This is a genomic window from Affinundibacterium macrobrachii (assembly GCF_014652415.1).
Taxonomy (GTDB): Bacteria; Pseudomonadota; Gammaproteobacteria; order Burkholderiales; family Burkholderiaceae_D; genus Undibacterium; species Undibacterium macrobrachii.
This window is the reverse complement of sequence record NZ_BMYT01000005.1, coordinates 85,470-104,198: the sequence shown is the minus strand read 5'-3', so window position 1 is coordinate 104,198 and position 18,729 is coordinate 85,470. Positions and strand designations below refer to the sequence as shown.

Genomic DNA, 18,729 nt, shown 5'->3' with positions numbered 1-18,729 from the left:
ATAAGCTGAGTATCAAATGAAAACGTAGATGAAAATGCAGTAACAGGTTCAATTTCAACTAACAACGAAAGCCAAACAGCATGCATAGATTAAGCAACGCCGATGATTTTGAATTTATTTACCACTTATACATGCACCCAGAGATTAATCCATTTCTGCTCTATGAGCCTATGGAAAAATCAGCATTCGCGCCGATTTTTCAGCAATTGCTGGATGATGAGGTGTTGTATGTATTTGAGGTCAATCATATCCCGATCGGCATGTTCAAGCTCATCCCTTTAAAGTACAGAACTGCGCATATTGCTTATCTTGGTGGTGTTGCGATTGATCCTCGTTTTTCCGGTCAAGGGTTCGCGCAAAAGATGTTTGCGGGGATTATTGCATTAGGAAAAACAAGAAACCTCAAGCGCATAGAATTAAGTGTCAGCGTAGAAAATGCGCGTGCGATTGCACTGTATGAAAAATGCGGTTTTCAACAAGAAGGTGTATTGCGTAAATACACCTACCTGCAGAGCGAAAACCGCTATCTCGACGAAGCCTTAATGGCTTATCTGTATTGATTTAAAAATCAAAACTTTGGTTGCGGCAAAGTCGGTGTGCCACCGATGTAGCGTTGCAACCAATTTTGTACTTCCCAATACCAATAGACCGAATTTTGTGGCGACAATATCCAATGGTTTTCGTTGGGAAAAACAACTAATCGTGAAGGCACTTTCATCCCTTGTAAAACGCCGTACAAAGCTGTGCTATTCACATACGGTACGCGATAATCAAGCTCACCGTGGGTCAACAGCATCGGTGTCTTAAAGTTCTTGGCATACGACATAGGATTATTTTTCTGCATCACCTCAGTGTCACTCCAAGGGTTACCGCCCAGAGTTTTTTCAAACGAGTAATTGGTTGAATCAGAACCGTACTGCGTAACTAAATCATTGACGCCCGCATGGTCAATAATCGTTACGAAACGATCAGTATGACCCGCCAACCAAGCTGCTAAATAACCGCCATAACTAGCGCCAGCAGCGGCGATACGTTTGCTATCAATATTTCCCAACTTTTGAATCAAATAATCATTCGAACGCAAAATATCTTGTGTTGGCTTAACTCCCCATTCTGCATTAATGCTGCGAGCAAATTGTTCGCCAAAGCCAGTGGAACCATGACGATTCACCCAGCTAACAATATATCCCGGTGCAGCCATCACATGCGCGTTCCAACGGAAGTTAAATGCATTGCCAACCATGGTATGTGGCCCGCCATGCATCAGTTGTAGCAATGGATAAGTTTTGTTTTTATCGTAGTCAGGTGGCAAGATCAACCAGCCTTGCACTAACTGATCGTTCGCACCTTTAAATTGATAAGACTCGACTTTACCGAGCTTCAAATTTGCCATCAATTCATCATTAAAATCGGTCAACTGACGCAGCGTCTTAGTTGCAAGGTCCATACTATAAATCTCATTCGGACGATCAAAGCTGCTGCGTAAAAACACCAATTGATTGCCTAGTAATTTAAGTTTGGAAATACCGGCATCACGTATCACGCGTTCAAACTGATTGCCATCAATTTTACTGCTGAAGATACTGGTTTCACCTTGATCTTCAGCGACCATCCACAATTTGCTAAGGTCTTTGCTCGCTTGGAATTCGGCAATGGCATAATCACGTGCCTCGGTTACAGGACTATGTTTAGCGCTGCTGACCTCATAGCGCCATAACTTCGCTGAGCTACCATCATACAAAGGCGTATTGGTACGTGTGTAATAAATATTTTTGCCATCCGCAGAAAAACTCGGTGAAGAATCTGGTCCACGATTCTCATTGGTGATATTTTTTGATTTTCCAATTTCATCCAATTTCAATAAAATCAAATCTGAATTATCCGCTTCGTGATGTGGTGCAGGAATCGTATTTGCGCTATATACCAGTGACTTGCCATCTGGTGAAACCGCAAAATCAAAGCTGCTCGAAGAACTAAACAGCTCCGTCGATTGCGGTGTTAAATCGATCAAGGATTTATTGCGTAAATCAAACTGCAAAAAATGTGCGGACAACCCATCAGTGAGCCAATGATCAAAGAAACGATACACGCGATCTTCGGTCACCTTCGCCGTCATCTTGCTATCACGGCGACGCTTCATTTCCTTTTTCATCGCTTGCATGTCATCTACACGCCAGCTTCCTTTGAGTGCAGGAATCGCCTTGGTACCGACGATCAAACTGTCTCCACTTGGATGCCATTTTGGATTGATCACACCAAAAGGTAACTCCAAAACTTTTTCTGCTTCACCACCATCTAAGCGCAAAATATACAGTGCAGGTGCTTCGTCATCGCTGCGACGTGAGGTAAAGGCAATACGGCTACCATCTGGGCTCCATACGGGAGCGCTATCGCTCGCATCGGCAGTGGTTAAACGACGTTGATTGCGCCCTTGGCTATCCATTAACCAAATCTGATTCTGCGCACGATTTCTTTCTAACGACCAGGTTTGTACAGTAAAAGCGATGTGTTTTTGATCTGGCGAAACCACTGGATTATCGACGCGCTTTACCGCCCACAAATCTTGCGGCGTGATCATTCTCGACGCAGTATTGACCGTGTTGGTATTTGTGTTGGCATTTGGGTTGGCGGCAACAACACTAAGACCGCTACTCAGAAAGACAAATAGTGCGACTCTCTGCAACGCATGTTTTGCGTAGGCATATTTTATTTTCATTTTCTTATCCTTACTTTTTCTCAGTTTAAGGGCTTACTAAAAAATTCGCTTACAACATCGAGCGTCAGCGAGAATACACCAAGAAAGTCCAAGTTTGAAGAAAGCTAGTTCCCCCACCAATATCGTTTAAAATCTCGTCTGTCGGCAACTTGCTTGCCCCTCTCCACTTTGCGACTATGTCTTTCTCTCAACTCGGTCTGTCCAACACTTTACTCAATGCGATTCAAACGCGCGGCTATACGCAAGCAACAGCGATTCAACAAGATGTGATTCCCGTCATGTTGACCGGGCGTGATGTACTAGCAACCGCACAGACCGGCTCTGGAAAAACTGCGGCCTATTGCCTACCTTTACTTGAACGCTATTTACAAACTACACATAGCCAAGCACGCACAGTACAGAGTCTCATTTTGGTTCCTACTAGAGAATTAGCGGTACAAGTTGGAGATACCTTGCGTAGTCTTAGTTTGGGTGCCGCACGCCCCCCGAAGTTAGCTGTTTTATTCGGCGGCATTTCGATCAATCCACAAATGCTGCATTTACGCGGCGGTGCTGATATCGTGGTTGCTACGCCAGGACGACTACTCGACTTGCACAGTAAAAATGCAATCAAGTTGGATCAAGTCGCTTGTCTCGTTTTAGATGAAGCTGATCGTATGTTGGCATTGGGATTTGCCGAAGAATTAAAACAAATCTTAGCGCTAATCGCTACACAAAGACAAAATTGCTTTTTCTCAGCGACGTTCGCGCCGAATGTCGCTGAGTTAGCGCAAACATTATTAAACGACCCTGCGCGTGTCAATATCCCCGATACCGAAGCGAGCAAGCCGGACATCACACAACGCGCAATCATGGTTGAAGCAACACAGAGAACGCAACTACTCAAACATTTATTTCAAACTGAAAAATGGTCACGCGTTTTAGTCTTTGTCGCTACCAAATATGCAGCCGACTTATTATCGACCAAATTACGTCGAGCACATATCAGTGCCGAAGCTTTTCACGGTGAACAAACCCAAGGCAAACGCAGCCAAGTCATCAGCGATTTCAAAGCATCTCGCGTCAAAATCTTAGTCGCCACCGATGTCGCCGCGCGCGGTATCGACATTTACCAATTACCAGTTGTCGTCAATTTTGATTTACCCCGTTCTAGCGATGACTACACCCACCGCATCGGCCGTACCGGTCGCGCTGGTGAAGCCGGCTTAGCAATCAGCTTTATCTGCGCCGATCCCGCCAACGAAGCCCATTTCCGCTTAATCGAGAAACGCCACAACATCAAAATCGCACGAGAGCAGATTGCTGGATTTATTCCTAGTGAGGACAAATTGGCGTTAGCGCAAACTGCTAGAGCAAGCGATCCCAATGGCGGGATCAAGGGAAAACGGCCGAATAAGAAAGATAAATTACGGGCGCAGATGCTGACCAAAGAGACATAGCACTCAAAAGGATTTTAAATTCAGCCTTTTCTAAAGCATTTGGAAAGCTGCTACCGAGTCGTTGCTGTGAAATGGTTTTTGAACCAGCAGCGCGTGCTACTCAAGGTGAATTGCAATTAACCGACTTGCGCAGTGAAGTCGGTGGTAGTTAAGATTACAGCGAAACTTGAAAGTTAAAAAATCAATTTCTCATCGACGTTTACGTAGAGATGAATCACCCATCACAGCACAACTGAACCAGATCATTCACGGCGATGATCACTCAGATTCCATATCGGCACAGAACACGATAGATTCCGCGTTAGATGCCGGATAGTCGAGCGTAGGCTTTTTCCTCGCGCCAAATCTAGTGATTAATTTTTGCACTTTTTGGCAAGTCCATATATGCAAGGTTAGAATTTATAGCTACCAACAACACCGACTTTATAACTATCGTGTTCTGTGGGAGACTCTTCTTTACATCCGCAAGAAACTTTGAAATATCTCTCTTCGCCGGGTCCAATATCGCCTGTAATGTACGACGAGTATTGATCAACAAACTTATTCTTGAGGAATAGGTTAATTTCAATACTTACGCCACTCGCAGGAAATGAGCCATTGTTTTTTACCCTGCCAATAAAGTAGGAACGTCCATTTCGTTTAATTTCTTCTACATCACGAAATGCAAATTGGTTGTCTTTTGTTGGAGATGATGTTGCGGTCGTTGTATCGCCTCGATATTCATGCGTTTCTTGTGTTTTTGCCTGAAAGGCAAAATATAAAACCGATGCTGCTATACAAAAACCAAAACCGAACATAATGCCTTGGACAAAAGTTATGAAGTTCTTTTTAAGATTATCGATCATCTATTTTCTCCGATTAGTTCTAACAATAATGCATATAAAAACCTAAAAAACCAGCCAAACAGAATGCAGAGGATTCTGAAGCTTTTATGGAATTAGTGAAATTTAATTACATAAGAAGTAATGTGCCATAAGGCTGCAAATTGAAGCAAGTACAAGGTAGTAAATCCTTTTATGTGTCGCACTTACTCTCGCTAGATCGCATATCAATGATTCGCTAATTTCTTGATGGCATGAACGAGGCTGTACTGTTGCCATTGCGTAATCACTTATTTTCTATGTAAAGTTCAGCCATCAAGTTTTTTGTCAAAGCGAAGATTGCCATGCACAGGTTCTACAATTGCTAATCATCTGACGTATTGCTTGAATGCGCTGTTTCATTGCTTCAATGTAGTCCATCAGTGATACTTGTCTTTGTGGGAGAGGGCTACTTGTCTCACTTGTATTGTGACCAAATGATTAAACGTCGATGATGCTAAAACCAAACTTCCGACAGCTTCACACCTTCTCTATTTTTCTCAAATTAGCGAGTAGCGCTATGATTACACCAATTCCTCGTTGGCACGGAATAAAATGTATTCCGCATTAAATGCCAATTAGGAGACTGCAGTTTTTTTTCTTCGTGCTAAATCTGTTGATTAATTATTAGTGGTTTGAGGGAAAGTTAAACCAATTTTTGTTCGATGACCTTTACATCATTCCTTGAGCTACTGAGATTCTCGAAACGCTGCCTTCTAACGCTTACCCGATGTACTGTGAGTTCATCGCGCCAAAACGCAAGTACCACCTCCATGGACCTGTGCAGGTTGTGCCGTGATCTGTCCGACAGCTGGGCCTAATAGTCTGGAATAGATACCAACTGCACGTAATAATTGCCACTCCGATCCTCGTAAATATCAACGTACTCACTCCTACCGCGACTAACATTTTTGGTTTTGGGTAATTTTGGATGTTTAGTTTTTTGTCCCTAAGCACAAAGTGTTTCGTGGAGTTTGCGTTATCTGCGGCAGCAAGAATGGCAGACTCCTTTTGCCAACGTTCTCGGAACTCTTTAACTGTACCTGCTTGAACCTGTCCAAGGTGCTCTAATAGGTGATCCTGCATTGAGTCGGTGGTGATGCGGAAGTTCAGAAAGTGGTCGGCCTTGTGGAGTGCATTGCGCGCATAAAGAACTCTGTAGTTTTCGCGCTCTGGTTTTCGAAGTAGATCACTCGTAGTACGAATCGTTGGAGTTAATTTCATAGGCCTCAACTGTTGAACTTGAAGCGCCACTGGCGGCAATCTGGGCTTGACGCTCTATTGCTCACGGCCTTGCCCTTGCGATGTACTTGATAGCGAACCGCTATTGAGGTCGTAACAGCCGTCTCCTGGGGGCGCATCTGGTACGAAATCATGTTGAGCAATAAGAAACCAAACGAGTGCAGTTGCAATAGTAGCGAAGAGCCCAAACCAGGTGCGAGTAGCCGCCGCTCTGACAACCGCGACCAGAACTGCAGCCGCCGAGATGAGAAAGGCAAAATTCGGAACCAAGCCCGCAACAAAGTCCCAAGTGAGCGGCGGCCAGAAGTCACAGTAACCATAGTTCGGCCAAGGCCAGTTGATCCAAGCCACCCCCGCCCAGAAAAAAAGTAGTACCACGTTTCCCGTGATCCACCACACAGCTTCAAACCTGAGATATCTGGGCACGGTGATATTCTCCAGCTAACATAAAGCTATTCACAATAACGACCGTATCATTCGCAATTGTTTATAACTGCTTCTAGAGATGGAAGTTCGTTCGCGTGTCATTTTCGAATGTCATGTTGGTCATCAATAGCATTCACTTTTCCACATTAAATAACAAGACTTAAATTCCTCCATCTCGGCTCCATCATCGCGAATCAAATTTTCACAATTATCGATGATGTATTTAAGTAGCGAAGCAACTGCGGCACGTTGCAACTTCGAGCAATAACAAAGAAATCTGTTCTCTCTATCGTTGTATGAAAGATGAAAGATCAACTGTCCACCGTACCAACTGAATGAATTTACCGGACTAGATAGAGCAAAGCGAGCGAGTGTCGGAAAAAAATAGGCAATACCTTCGGGCAAACATTCACACAATGGGTCGTACCCAGCATTCCCAACATCATCAAGACTCAACGTTTCCCGTGCCCTAGATTGAAGGAGCGCATTGTGGTCCATGCACTCAGGGTCACCATCTTCTAACGTAAATTTATTAGGTCGGATAACGGGTCCGAATACTTCATCTATTTCTTCGAGCACTGATTGCTTGGTCATCATGACGCACAACTTCAATTTATCATAAACACATATTAACTTGACTTATCAAAAAAGACAATTTGTTTCAAACCTCTTGAAACCCGCATGATACTTGATTCAAATTCGTTATACTGTATAAACTTCATGTATAACTAAACCGAAAAAAGTGCATTGCACTGGCAAGTGCGGTCGTATTTTTATAGGTCACTATTACGCCCATAATTTAGAACCTTTTCTAATATCGATTCAAGGCCACTCATAATGAACAATACCGATCCTCGCATCGACACCTACATAGAAAAATCTGCTGATTTCGCGCAGCCGATATTGCGGCATATTCGTGCTATGGTGCATCAGCATTGTCCGGATGTCAGTGAAACGATTAAATGGAGCATGCCGCACTTTGAATACAATGGCAGCATCTTTTGCCACTTTGCTGCATTCAAGAAGCATTGTGCCTTAGGTTTTTGGTATGGCGAATTATTGCAGATTGATAGCAAGCTAGAAAAAGCTATGGGGCAATTTGGGCGTATTACCAGCTTATCGGAATTACCTGATGATGCTGCTTTTATCCAATTGCTCAAGCAGGCAATGCAGTTACACGACTCAGGCGCCAAGCTGCCATCGCGTAATAAAGATAAAAACGAAAAGAAAGATCTTGAAATTCCACCGGATTTTTTAAGCGAGTTACAGAAAAATGCGGCGGCGATGGCGACTTTCAATGCCTTCCCTTATTCGCAGAAAAAAGAGTATGTGGCTTGGTATACCGAGGCAAAAACTGATGCTACTCGTGCGAAACGATTACAACAAGCGATAGACTGGATGGCAGAAGGTAAACGTCGTAACTGGAAGTACGAGAAGTGTTAAGCCGCATGATGTTCGCGCCGAAAATGTAAATCATTTTTTTGCGTAAATCTCTATCATTTTCATCGAACGTCCGTAGTGAAATTGCATTTGTTGATCGGTATAACGATGTTCGCTCGCGACCGGACATGCGCGTCTCGCCAAGCAAGTATTTTTACATGCTGAATTTTCCTGCAACCGATAGTCTAAGCAGGCTTTTAAATTAAATTTACCATCATCTAAAGCACGTGGCGGGCAAGCATGAGTGCATGGAGTCTCTTCGCAACTGTTGCAGGGTGATGCGGTCCGGATCGCTGCGGTGATCGGCAGATTGGTATTGGCTAAAACCAGTGCACGATAAGCAAACCACGAGCCAAAGTGCGTATTCACACCAACCATGAACGGTGATGCGTGATGCCACCCAGCGAGCTTACCAAGATCCTGCAGATTCACGATATAAGCGCCTGGATACACGATTTCATAAGACGCTGATGGATACTCTGTTTGTAAGAACTGCTGCACGGTCGCTATGGTAAAGGTGTCGATTGGATGCGCCTGAATCGCAACATCAGTCACATGCTGATTCAATGATTGCCAAAATTGCGTACCTGCGTGACCAATCAAAATTAACTGTTGATAATTCTTTGCTTGCGGACATCGTTCAAACAAGATTGTTTTAACTTCCTCGGACAAATCCGCAATGGCAAACACAGCATGGCAATTTAAGCCAACATCATTCAAGATAGGGGAGTTTAAGGTCTGGTAAGGATTCATGCCGATTCGCAAGCTTTAAAAAAGGAAGATAGTCGTTAATAGTCGTTATTATTGTAACGAGCAAACTAGCATGCTCTGCTAGACTGATAACAAATAATCTCGCAATTCGCTATGACACAACTACTCGATAATATCTTTTGGCACAGTTTATCTGGTGCACAAGTGCATTTTGCTGAAGGTGAAGCGAGTGCGCGACGCTATGCAAAAGGCTTCTCTCCTATCCTCGGCTTTGCAGATGCGCAGCACCCTGATTTTCAAGCCATTACACCCTATTGCGAACTTGGCGAACAATTTTATTGCGCTGGATGGAGCGGCACAATCCCTAGTGGCTGGCAGCTTGTCGCTGAAAGCACCATGTATCGCATGGTGTGGGATGGTGAAATACCGCCAGACGAGCCGGAGTTTCAAGCACGTCGTTTAGATCCATTCAATCAGCAAGATGCCGAACAAGCCATGGCATTAGCACAATTGACCAATCCCGGACCATTCGGATTACGAACGATTGAACTGGGTGAGTATCTTGCTTATTTCGATAACACCAAGCTAGTTGCAATGGCGGGCGAACGTAGTTTTGCCCCACCCTATCGCGAGGTAAGTGGTGTTTGCACGCATCCGAACTACCAAGGACAAGGATGGGCTAAACGCTTAATGCATAAAATTATTCGCCGTCAGTTATTAGCGAATGAAATCCCCTTTCTGCATGTAATGCGCAGCAATGACGCGGCACACGCCTTGTATTTGCGCATGGGTTTTCATGACTATTGTGAGACAGCAGTGCGCGTGATTCGTCGTTGTGAATAGTTATATTGCTTTGGTATGCAATCAGCATGTCGAATTCACCAATCAAGTAACAGACTAAGCGATCCGCCAGCTTCTAGCGATAAACTTACTAGATTTTCATCAAGCAGTCCGCTCACATCGGTATGGTAAACTCTCGACTCTTGCATTTTACGCCGCACGGCGCTTACCGCAATTCCCAGATACCGAGATACCGAGATGACAACGCCCACTACACAATCTGAACTCAGTCAATTATTCCCTCAGCCACTCTGGCAATGGTTTGAACAAATCTGTGCCATTCCGCATCCTTCCAAGCACGAAGCAGCATTAAGCGCCCATATCCAAGCGTGGGCAAAAGAACGTGGCCTGCCTGTGATTGTCGATCAAGTCGGTAACTTAATTATTCGCAAACCAGCAACAGCGGGGATGGAAGATAGAAAAACTGTCGTGATCCAAGCGCATCTCGACATGGTGCCGCAAAAGAATGCCGATAAAGTCCATGACTTTTTGACTGACCCAATTGAAGCTTGGATTGATGGTGAATGGGTCAAAGCACGTGGCACCACGCTAGGTTCAGATAACGGAATCGGCATGTCGTCGGCCTTAGCCATTTTAGGTGCATCCGACATCAAACATGGCCCACTTGAAGTCTTGCTGACGGTGGATGAAGAAGCTGGCATGTCTGGTGCATTTGGTTTGCAAGCTGGCATCTTAGAAGCAGAAATTTTAATCAATACCGATTCTGAACAAGAAGGCGAAATCTATATGGGTTGCGCTGGTGGTGTCGATGCAAAAATCCAATTACCTGTGCAATGGCAAGACGCTGATCCAGCGCACTTAGCCTACACCCTGAGTATCGCTGGCTTAAAAGGTGGTCATTCCGGCGTCAATATTCATCTAGGACGCGGCAATGCAAATAAATTATTGGCGCGCTTTTTTGCCGGACATGCGGTTGAATTGGGCATCGCGATTAGTCAAGCGCAAGGTGGCTCACTACGTAATGCGATTCCACGTGAGGCACAATTTAGCTTTACTTTGCCAGTTGAAAAACTCGATTTATTGCAACAACGTGTCGCGCAATATCAAGCGATCTTGCAAGCAGAATTGGCAGCGACGGAACCGAATCTACGATTAACTATCAGCGACTGCACAGCGCCAGAAAAAGTATTGCGCAGCAATTCGCAACAACAGTTAATTCATTTGATCAATGCATGCCCAAATGGCGTGATGCGTATGAGTGATGAAGTAGCTGGCGTGGTAGAAAGCTCACTCAATGTCGGTGTAGTAAGTACCGCAGCAGACCATATTAGCGTGGTGTGCATGGTACGTTCTTTAATTGATAGTGGCCGCGCATATATCGAAAGCCAATTGCAATCTTTATGCGATCTGGCTGGTGCTAGCGTGCAATTTGAAGGTCGCTACCCAGGTTGGAAGCCAGACAATAATTCTCCTGTGATGGCGATTGTCAAAGACACCTATGAAAGCATTTATCAACGCGAGCCAGAAATTATGGTGATTCATGCTGGATTAGAATGTGGTTTATTCAAAAAGCCCTATCCGCATTTAGACATGGTTTCTATCGGCCCGACAATACGCTTTCCACATGGCCCCGATGAAATGGTGAATATTAAAACAGTTGGCCAATATTGGACTTTGCTGTTGGCCGTTTTAGAGCGTATCCCAGCTAAATAAATGCGCTAACAAAAGTCACGACTAAGTGCAACAAAATCACCGAGTAAGTGACTCATATCGACCAAGCGTTTGGCAACCAGATGGTGTACTTTTCCATCGGTTTGCCAAATGCCATAGACACCCAACAACTTGGCATTCAATACTTCATGCCGAAATTGGTCTACCAAAGCTGGCCAGACAATCACATTCACTGGCCCAGTTTCATCTTCTATCGTAATGAACAAAACGCCCTTGGCAGTACCAGGTCGCTGCCTAACTGTCACTAGCCCACAACCACGTGCGAACTGTTTATTTTGAAACGTATGCAAAACCTCTGCCGGTAAAAAGCGCTGTTTTAAAAGTCGCGGTCTAAGCAAAGCAATTGGATGCCGCTGTAAAGTTAAACCTGTGCTGTGATAGTCACGCAAAATTTCTTGTGCCTCACTAGGTGTACTGAGCTGCGCTGGTGATTCAGCAAGCGTTGTAGGGCGCAGTAAATCCTTGTCAGGAACGGCAGCAACTGCTTGCCATAGTGCTTGATGACGATTACCAGTCAATGCAGCTAAAGCATTTCCATCAGCCAAAGCTTCGAGGTCTGCACGATTTAATTGTGCACGACGTGCTAAATCTTGAATATCGTGAAAGGCCGCTTGCTGGCGCGCATGACTAATCCGCTCTGCCGCCGCTTGCGACATACCACGCAATAAAGACATTCCTAAGCGTACCGCAGCTTGTTGTTCACTATGGCTGTGTAAGGGTAAGTCTTCTAACTTCGCGTCCCAATCGCTATACATCACATCAATCGGTCGTATTCTAATTTGGTGACGTTTAGCATCTTGCACTAACTGCGATGGCGAATAAAATCCCATCGGTTGCGAGTTTAGTAGCGCACATAAAAATACCGCAGGTTGATGACACTTAATCCAACAACTCGCATAGGTTAATAAAGCAAAACTAGCTGCATGACTTTCGGGGAATCCATATTCACCAAAGCCTAGCATTTGATCAAATACCGCTTGCGCAAATTCTTTTTCATAACCATTTTTTACCATGGTGTCGACGATACGGCTTTGATAATGGGCGAGTCCACCTTTGCGCTTCCATGCTGCCATTGCACGCCGCAATTCATCGGCTTCACCTGGTGTAAAATCAGCGGCGACCATCGCAATTTGCATCACTTGTTCTTGAAAAATCGGCACACCTAAAGTGCGTGATAAAACTTTTTCTATCGCTGCTGTGGGATAAACGACTGGTTCCAATCCTTGTCGGCGTTTAAGATAAGGATGCACCATCCCACCTTGAATTGGCCCAGGACGCACGATCGCGACCTGCACTACCAAATCATAAAAACAACGAGGCCGCAAACGTGGCAACATACCCATTTGAGCGCGTGATTCAATTTGAAAAACACCAATCGTATCGGCTCGACAAATCATGTCGTAAGTAACAACGTCTTCTACAGGAATATCTTGCATCCGTTGTGGGCAACCGGGGATTTGTCGCATCAATTTAAATGCTCTTTGTAAGGCGGAGAGCATGCCCAGTGCCAACACATCGACCTTGAGTAAGCCCAATGCCTCCAAATCATCCTTATCCCATTGAATAATACTGCGCCCTTCCATACTCGCTTTTTCAACAGGAACCAAACGCGTTAATTTATCGCGCGCAATCACGAAGCCGCCACTGTGCTGGGATAAGTGTCTTGGAAATTTTAAAAGTTGATTCACCAAATCAGCCCATTGCTGCGCGATCATCGATTGCGGATCTAAACCGCTTTCACTAAAACGTTCTAACAAAGCTTCTTTGCTATCAAACCAATGCTGAGATTTGGCGAGTTTGTCGATTAAATGTGCGTCCACACCAAGCGCTTTACCAACCTCACGCAAAGCACCACGCGGCCGATAGGTATGTACCGCAGCCGCTAACGCGGTACGATGTCGACCATATTTTTTATACAGATATTGAATAACCTCTTCTCGTCGTTGATGTTCAAAATCAACATCAATATCGGGTGGTTCGCCACGTTCTTTCGATAAAAATCGTTCAAATAATAAGATGCCATTTTCTGGACTGACTTCAGTAATGTGCAAGCAATAACAGACCACTGAATTAGCAGCAGAGCCACGCCCTTGGCACAAAATATCTTGCGAACGAGCAAAGCGCACAATGTCATACACCGTTAGAAAATAAGCTTCATAGGCGAGATCATTAATTAAATGCAGTTCATATTCAATTTTATTTTTCGTCGCTGCACTAATGCCATTCGGATAGCGTAGTTGCGCACCGGCATAGACCTCTTGGCGTAAAAACGAAGCTGGGGTTTGTCCTTGTGGCACCAGTTCATCTGGATATTCATAGCGCAACTCGCTCAATGAAAACTGACATAAATCGGCGATGCGTAAAGTTTCTTGTATCGCAGATGCAGGATAAATATTCCCCAAGCGTAAACGTGAGCGCAGATGCTGCTCTGCATTTGGCGCTAAATCATAACCACAATCCGCGATTGCTTTGCCTAAGCGTATCGCTGTCAAGGTATCTTGTAGTGGTTTGCGTGAACGTACATGCATACATACATTGCCGATAGCAACAACGGCCAAACCGAATTCATGTCCTATGCTTTGCAATTGTTGCTGTTGCCAGTCGTCCATCGCTTGCGTTAACAAATGTAAACCTAACCAAGCACGCTGCGGAAAATGACGCGCCATCCATGCGGCCTGCGCTCGCACTATTTCTGGCTGGAGTGGATAGGCTGGCACCAAAATTAATAAGCAATCAGGTAGCCCCGCGATATGCTGTAAATCTTGAGGTGGATCACTCAAATCTTCAGGAGTAAGCAAATAGCTACCTTTAACTACATTCGCACGCATTCTAGCTAAGCTAATCAATTCGCAAAGGTTGCCATAACCATCGCGATTTTGCACTAACGCGATGATCCGCATCTGCGCTAACTGAGGTTCTAGTGAGCTTGCTTCTAATTGAAAGACGCTACCGATAATCAAAGGAAAATCGTGTTTCAGCGCTTCTTCATGCGCGCGCACCACGCCAGCCAGCGAGCACTCATCAGTGATTGCGAGTGCTTGATAATTCAGTTTAACTGCACGCGCAATCAATTCTTCTGCATGCGACGCCCCATGTAAAAAACTAAAATTGGTTTGACAGTAAAGTTCGGCGTAGTGAGGGAGCATAATGATTTTCTGCTGCTTTTATTGATTTTTCTTTTATTGGTTCTGTATTTATTAGTTTTACGTTTATTGATTCGGTATTTATGAATACCCATACTGCGTTTATTAATTCGGCTTAAATATGCCCAACATTTGCAAATACAAAAAATGCTTATCCAAACACGCCATGCAAAAACCAAGCCTCATCTTCTTGCATGAGTTTTTCTTGCCCTATGCGTTCGCGATAAATCCAATAACGATAGTAGTTGCTGCATTCAGCAATGAAGTAATCGCGAGTCACCAGTTGCCCATTCCACCAACCTGCTTCTATCCGTTCTGCTGCCGACAATAGTTTTAAACGCGAGCCATAGTAAGGGCTGTGTTGCCTGACATTGAGTGCAAGAGGAACTTTCAGTAACCAACTCGGACGTGGATTATTAAATGCTGGCATCTGCGCTTTACCAGCGGACCTTTCCAATACCGAAACCCAACGATTCGCGACTTCAGGGCGATGATCCGCACACGGCGCGGCTTGCAACACTTGATCTGCACCTAAACGAGCGATCAAGAGTTCTAACAAACGACTTTCACTTTCGCTTTGGCTAGTTTGATCAGGAAATAAAGAAGTATTGAACGCTTGTCGTGCTTCTATCTGCTTGACTTCTAAACGTATCGCAATCGCCACGCTACTTAATTGCCAATGGGCGAGTTTTTCTTTTAACAAACGTGTGATGTGTTCTTCTTGCCAGCAAGCTTGCGCTAATGAAATCGGCAATAAGCTTGGTGCAAGTGCTTGACGACCGCGTTCATGTTCAATGATCAAACTAAATTGCTTGATGGCTTTTTGTTGCTGATTCAGCCAACCACATAATTGCAAAACCAAACCGCGAGTGAAATGAAAAATGGTATCGGTTTTATCGATGCGGTCAGGTAACTCACAACGCGCATGAAAACGGTCAGGAACCGTGATCCATTGATGCAAGGTGACTTGCTCTCCATACGCAATATCCAAAGCATTCAGCAAGGCTTTACCACAACGCCTTTGCAAACCAGCTCGGGGCAAATGGTGTAATGTCCCCAAATCAGTACACGCGATGCCTTGCAACCAATCAAGATAAGCCTGTGCGCTTGGAAGTAAATAACAGGGTAAAACATCCAAATGTCGCGCTAAGTGTCGATTGCTTAAACAGATTTGCAACTGGCGCGATCGCACTGGCTTGCTGGCCGACTTTGCTGATGTTTTTATCGATGTTTTTTGTGCGCTTGAATATACGGGTATTTGTGTATTCTTTTGCGCCAATAAACTAGCCGCGCTGGCGTTACGTGCAATCCCAATTTGCGCACTAAGTCCCATGTGACATAAGTCTTGTCGAATACGGCGATACAATCGTCGTATGCCACCAAATAAACGTAAACTAGCAGCGACCTCGATCTGAATAATATCGGCATGCTCTTCGCAAAAACATACTTGTGGCGAATACTGTAAAAGACTCATCGCCACTTGCTGACGCAATGCTTTTTCTAATTCAAGATCACGTTGTTTGATCACAGCTTGTTCGCACAATAAGCCTATGCTGTTTTGCCGCATGCCAGGCAATAAACCATACACACGAAGCGCATCACTCAAAGCATAAATACGCTGCTGCTCGCAAACGACCAGATGATGACTTGTTTGCTGATTTTGCTGATCACGCTGATGAGCATCTTGAGCTTCACTAAAACTATTACTCCACCAATGCGGATGAAACACCTCCAGCGCGAGCTGCGGTAGGTAAATGGCTATCCACAATGGGGGAATCAAGCTTGGCATGATGTTGACTATGAAGCTGGCGCTGGGATTGACTATAAAATTGACTATCAGGTTGGCTATCAGACTGACTCGTTGGTGATAAACATTGCGGGACGAAATCCTTGATTGGTAACACAATGGGCTTGATCTGCTGCGCCCCTCGTCGTTTAAACACTTCAATTTGTAAACCCGTATGCTGGCGTGATAGTTTTAGCCTTAATGGCGCGGGCGAAGGACTGAACTGACTTTCCCACGGACGTATCAGACAAAACAAACACCGCCCCGCTTGCGCTGCCAAATGCAAGCGACGTAAAGCATCAGCGGTAAATCGATGTCGCGTCGATTGCCACAGCAATAAGGCACTGCAAGCTTGATTCTTTACAATCTGCTCTGCTGCCCACAAAGCGTCTTGCGGCTTGCTACACGGTAGCCATAACACCCGCGACAAATCTAGACGCAAAGCAGAAAGTGCCAGAATTTGCGGTTGATAAGGTGGATTCAAAAAAATGATCCTGCCCTCTTTTAATTGCGCTAATGCCGGGCTCAGTAATTGCAATTCCCCACTGCCAGCTTGCTGCACCACTAATTCAATTAGATTCGCCAAAGGCCAGCCTGCTCCAGGCAATTCCTTGGCCAACGAGGGATATACACAGTCCAAATAATCGCCAAAGCTACGCCCCAACTGCGATGCGCGCCATAAAGACGGATGCAGATTTTCCAAATTGACATGAGAACGTGGTGATGTAGCGGAAAACATAACAAGAAAAAATACTGAATGGATATACAGTATATTCCTTGTTTAAGGCTTTTTCAAAGCTTTGTTTAGATTATTTTTCATTGTCTTTCAAGCTAACTAATAATTAAATTTACGTCTGAATTTCCATCATTTCCATGAAAATGGAATCCTAAATAATTCAACACTGGCAACGCAAAACTTTTTGCAACCTAGTCACTAAACTAGGCATCTCGTCCGCCTGCACCTGTGCATAACCTAGCATCAAGCCCGACCAAGCTTGCCGTCGCTGCCCTACTGCATGCGAACTCAAGGCTGGCGCCACAATGCCTTGGGCTAACGCAGCTTGACTAAGCGCTTGGTCGCTTAAGCTGACATCATGAAAGCATAAAGACAGATGCATCCCCGCCGTATCGCCATACACACTGGCAATGTCTCCCAATTGCGTCTGCAACAAATCCACCAAGACATCGCGTCTTTGCCTATACAAACGACGCATACGCCGTAAATGCTGTAGAAAATGACCGTCATATATAAACTTTGCCAAACAAATCTGATCAGCAGAACGCCCGCGTAAAGATGCTTTTGCGACTAGGGCGCGCATCGTCATCACTAAATTTTTCGGCAAAATGAGATAAGCGATACGTAACGCAGGAAACAGTGTTTTACTAAACGTTCCCAAGTAAATGACTGGCGCATTCGGAACAAGTCCCTGCATAGCTGGAAGTGGCGGTCCATCGTGACGAAATTCACTATCGTAATCGTCCTCTATCAATAGACTTCCATGCAAGCGCGCTTGTTGAATCAACTCCAAACGCCGGCTTAAACTCAATACCTGACCTGTAGGATATTGATGCGAGGGTGTGACATACACAAATTTAGGTGAATGTAATAGCCAATCATTGGCCTTGGGTGCAATACCATCCTGATCGACCGCAATACCGACCAACTTGAGCTGCGCAGACCGAAAAGCAATTTGCGCACCCACATAGCCGGGATTTTCTATCCACACTTTATCGCCGACATCCGCCAAAGCATGTGCACATAAACTCAAACTACTTTGCGTACCATCCGTAATAATTACCTGCTCTGCATCACAGTCCACCCCACGTGAAGCACGCAGATGCTCAGCAATTGCTGAGCGCAATACCAACTCACCTGATGCATCCGCATAGCCAAGCTGCGCTACCGATAGCTGTCGCCAAGTTGCATCTAAATTTTTTCGCCATAAGGCAATAGGAAAATCTGCCAACGCTGGCACACCGGGCGCAAATCCCGACGTCAAATCCGAAGCGACAGGTAAGGACATGAGATTTTGTGCACGGCGTGCCAGACTCACGCTGGGTTCAATGTCTGACGTCAGGGTCTGCAACTGCCTAGCGATCACCGCCATACTATTGACCACGCTACCGCGCCTATCAGTGCTCAAATAACCTTCACTTACTAGTTGTTCGTAGGCGTACACCACCGTGTTACGGGCAATTCCTAACTCTTGTGCTAGCACACGGCTAGAGGGTAAACGAGCTCCAGCGGCTAGTGCACCATCTTGAATTGCATTTTTTAAGGCTGCATGTAAAGTCTTTTGTGCTGACCATGCTTTATCTCGTTCTTTGGAATATCGCGCTATCAATAAAACATAGTCCATTTATGTAGTCCTAAAAAATATGGATATAGTGGATCTTGAGTTAGAACCAGCACATGATTATAGTTCATGTAGTT

General features: G+C 44.9%; 13 protein-coding genes. 5 read left to right on the top strand and 8 right to left on the bottom strand.

The annotated features are described in order from the left end of the window. Positions 1–80: 80 nt before the first annotated feature. Positions 81–560, top strand: a complete 480-nt coding sequence (locus tag IE103_RS14550; protein ID WP_189346861.1) for a GNAT family N-acetyltransferase — start codon at positions 81–83, stop codon at positions 558–560. 8 nt (positions 561–568) lie between these two features. Here the strand turns inward: IE103_RS14550 and IE103_RS14545 are convergent, their stop codons facing one another. Further along, positions 569–2,716, bottom strand: coding sequence for an alpha/beta hydrolase family protein (locus IE103_RS14545; protein WP_189346860.1), 2,148 nt, complete (start codon positions 2,714–2,716; stop codon positions 569–571). Between the two features lie 176 nt (positions 2,717–2,892). On the opposite strand from IE103_RS14545, the gene IE103_RS14540 reads away from it, so the two are divergent. Beyond that, entirely contained in the window at positions 2,893–4,155 is a 1,263-nt protein-coding gene (locus IE103_RS14540; protein WP_189346859.1) for a DEAD/DEAH box helicase, read from the top strand. Positions 4,156–4,547: 392 nt separating this feature from the next. Here IE103_RS14540 and IE103_RS14535 read toward each other — a convergent pair whose 3' ends face one another. Together IE103_RS14535 and IE103_RS14530 are read right to left on the bottom strand one after the other, a co-directional pair. Continuing rightward, positions 4,548–5,000: an FxLYD domain-containing protein gene (locus IE103_RS14535; protein WP_189346858.1), complete on the bottom strand. Its 453-nt coding sequence runs from the start codon at positions 4,998–5,000 to the stop codon at positions 4,548–4,550. Positions 5,001–6,806: 1,806 nt separating this feature from the next. Beyond that, positions 6,807–7,280, bottom strand: coding sequence for a hypothetical protein (locus tag IE103_RS14530; protein WP_189346857.1), 474 nt, complete (start codon positions 7,278–7,280; stop codon positions 6,807–6,809). A gap of 240 nt (positions 7,281–7,520) precedes the next feature. On the opposite strand from IE103_RS14530, the gene IE103_RS14525 reads away from it, so the two are divergent. Further along, entirely contained in the window at positions 7,521–8,126 is a 606-nt protein-coding gene (locus tag IE103_RS14525; RefSeq protein WP_189346856.1) for a YdeI/OmpD-associated family protein, read from the top strand. 30 nt (positions 8,127–8,156) lie between these two features. Here IE103_RS14525 and IE103_RS14520 read toward each other — a convergent pair whose 3' ends face one another. Next, on the bottom strand, positions 8,157–8,876 hold the full coding sequence (locus IE103_RS14520; RefSeq protein WP_189346855.1) for a hypothetical protein: 720 nt from the start codon (positions 8,874–8,876) through the stop codon (positions 8,157–8,159). A gap of 111 nt (positions 8,877–8,987) precedes the next feature. Here IE103_RS14520 and IE103_RS14515 point away from each other — a divergent pair, with 111 nt between their 5' ends. Next, complete coding sequence (locus tag IE103_RS14515) at positions 8,988–9,677, top strand: GNAT family N-acetyltransferase (RefSeq protein WP_189346854.1); 690 nt, start codon at positions 8,988–8,990, stop codon at positions 9,675–9,677. A 195-nt stretch (positions 9,678–9,872) separates the two neighbouring features. Beyond that, positions 9,873–11,348 (top strand): aminoacyl-histidine dipeptidase, encoded by a 1,476-nt coding sequence (locus IE103_RS14510; protein WP_189346853.1) that lies wholly within the window; start codon positions 9,873–9,875, stop codon positions 11,346–11,348. Positions 11,349–11,353: 5 nt separating this feature from the next. Here IE103_RS14510 and IE103_RS14505 read toward each other — a convergent pair whose 3' ends face one another. The 4 genes from IE103_RS14505 to pdxR form a co-directional block, all read right to left on the bottom strand. Then, positions 11,354–14,512, bottom strand: a complete 3,159-nt coding sequence (locus tag IE103_RS14505; RefSeq protein ID WP_189346852.1) for an error-prone DNA polymerase — start codon at positions 14,510–14,512, stop codon at positions 11,354–11,356. Between the two features lie 148 nt (positions 14,513–14,660). Further along, positions 14,661–16,298, bottom strand: a complete 1,638-nt coding sequence (locus IE103_RS14500) for a Y-family DNA polymerase (protein ID WP_189346851.1) — start codon at positions 16,296–16,298, stop codon at positions 14,661–14,663. After that, entirely contained in the window at positions 16,213–17,034 is an 822-nt protein-coding gene (gene imuA, locus IE103_RS14495; RefSeq protein ID WP_189346850.1) for a translesion DNA synthesis-associated protein ImuA, read from the bottom strand. Before imuA ends, IE103_RS14500 begins: the two co-directional genes overlap by 86 nt. A gap of 157 nt (positions 17,035–17,191) precedes the next feature. Continuing rightward, the gene (gene pdxR, locus IE103_RS14490; protein ID WP_189346849.1) at positions 17,192–18,655 is read right to left on the bottom strand and encodes a MocR-like pyridoxine biosynthesis transcription factor PdxR; all 1,464 of its coding nucleotides are present in this window, start codon (positions 18,653–18,655) and stop codon (positions 17,192–17,194) included. Between the last annotated feature and the right edge of the window lie 74 nt (positions 18,656–18,729).

Coding starts and splice junctions, on each gene's coding strand:
- IE103_RS14550 (WP_189346861.1), top strand. CDS start 81: ATGCATAGATTAAGCAACGCCGATGATTTTGAATTTATTTACCACTTA.
- IE103_RS14545 (WP_189346860.1), bottom strand. CDS start 2,716: ATGAAAATAAAATATGCCTACGCAAAACATGCGTTGCAGAGAGTCGCA.
- IE103_RS14540 (WP_189346859.1), top strand. CDS start 2,893: ATGTCTTTCTCTCAACTCGGTCTGTCCAACACTTTACTCAATGCGATT.
- IE103_RS14535 (WP_189346858.1), bottom strand. CDS start 5,000: ATGATCGATAATCTTAAAAAGAACTTCATAACTTTTGTCCAAGGCATT.
- IE103_RS14530 (WP_189346857.1), bottom strand. CDS start 7,280: ATGATGACCAAGCAATCAGTGCTCGAAGAAATAGATGAAGTATTCGGA.
- IE103_RS14525 (WP_189346856.1), top strand. CDS start 7,521: ATGAACAATACCGATCCTCGCATCGACACCTACATAGAAAAATCTGCT.
- IE103_RS14520 (WP_189346855.1), bottom strand. CDS start 8,876: ATGAATCCTTACCAGACCTTAAACTCCCCTATCTTGAATGATGTTGGC.
- IE103_RS14515 (WP_189346854.1), top strand. CDS start 8,988: ATGACACAACTACTCGATAATATCTTTTGGCACAGTTTATCTGGTGCA.
- IE103_RS14510 (WP_189346853.1), top strand. CDS start 9,873: ATGACAACGCCCACTACACAATCTGAACTCAGTCAATTATTCCCTCAG.
- IE103_RS14505 (WP_189346852.1), bottom strand. CDS start 14,512: ATGCTCCCTCACTACGCCGAACTTTACTGTCAAACCAATTTTAGTTTT.
- IE103_RS14500 (WP_189346851.1), bottom strand. CDS start 16,298: ATGCCAAGCTTGATTCCCCCATTGTGGATAGCCATTTACCTACCGCAG.
- imuA (WP_189346850.1), bottom strand. CDS start 17,034: ATGTTTTCCGCTACATCACCACGTTCTCATGTCAATTTGGAAAATCTG.
- pdxR (WP_189346849.1), bottom strand. CDS start 18,655: ATGGACTATGTTTTATTGATAGCGCGATATTCCAAAGAACGAGATAAA.